This window comes from Lamprobacter modestohalophilus (assembly GCF_016583905.1).
Taxonomy (GTDB): Bacteria; Pseudomonadota; Gammaproteobacteria; order Chromatiales; family Chromatiaceae; genus Lamprobacter; species Lamprobacter modestohalophilus.
Genome location: NZ_NRRY01000193.1, coordinates 1 through 704 on the forward strand (window position 1 = coordinate 1; position 704 = coordinate 704).

The 704-nt window shown below is 60.2% G+C and carries 1 protein-coding gene; it reads right to left on the reverse strand.

Going from position 1 to position 704, the window contains the following annotated elements:
- Window positions 1–11 precede the first annotated feature (11 nt).
- Window positions 12–704: Fic family protein (locus CKO42_RS26840; RefSeq protein ID WP_200252897.1), on the reverse strand; the 693-nt coding region annotated here is incomplete at its 5' end.

The following is a 704-nucleotide window of genomic DNA, read 5'->3' on the forward strand; positions in this document are numbered from 1 at the left end:
GCCAGTCTGGGTCAGGAGTTCGTTGCCCTTGGTGCCTGTTGTCTCATCTCAACCAGGCCAGCCAGGAGCCTTGCAAAGGGTTCGATCTGTCGTCGAACACTGGCGTCCTCCAGCGCGGCGATGTACCGATCTCGCTGCTCCAGTGGGATGATAGTCCAGGGATAGCCGCCTGAGGCGAGCATGAGATTCATCAGAAATCGGCCCATCCGGCCATTTCCGTCCATGTACGGATGGATGTAGACGAACAGGAAGTGACCCAACACGACCCGGACGGAAGGCTGGGCTTCTTCGGCAAGCAGGTCGAAAAAGGCAGGCATCAGGTCGCGGACGGCTTCGCGCCTTGGTGGTACATGCATCGAGCGCCGAATATAGACTTGGTCATTGCGGTATCCGGCCAGATCACCCGGGCGGACCAGACCGGCGGTCACGCTTGGCGCAAACATCGCTCGATACCAGATGCCGTGATCCTGAGCGACCACTGCCCCGGCGTTCTCACCCGCCAAGACCCGTTTCAAACTGTCATGGACGGCACGATAAGCCTGCCAGTAACCGCGCGCCGCAAGGGCATCGCGTTGCCCCCGATCACCGTCGTTGCCATCAGGATTCCAGTGACCGCTACGCACCTGCTCGATCAACTCAGCACTGACCCGGTAGCCCTCGATGGACAGGGAGTGGTAGGCGTCGGTGGGATAGATATCCTCAAC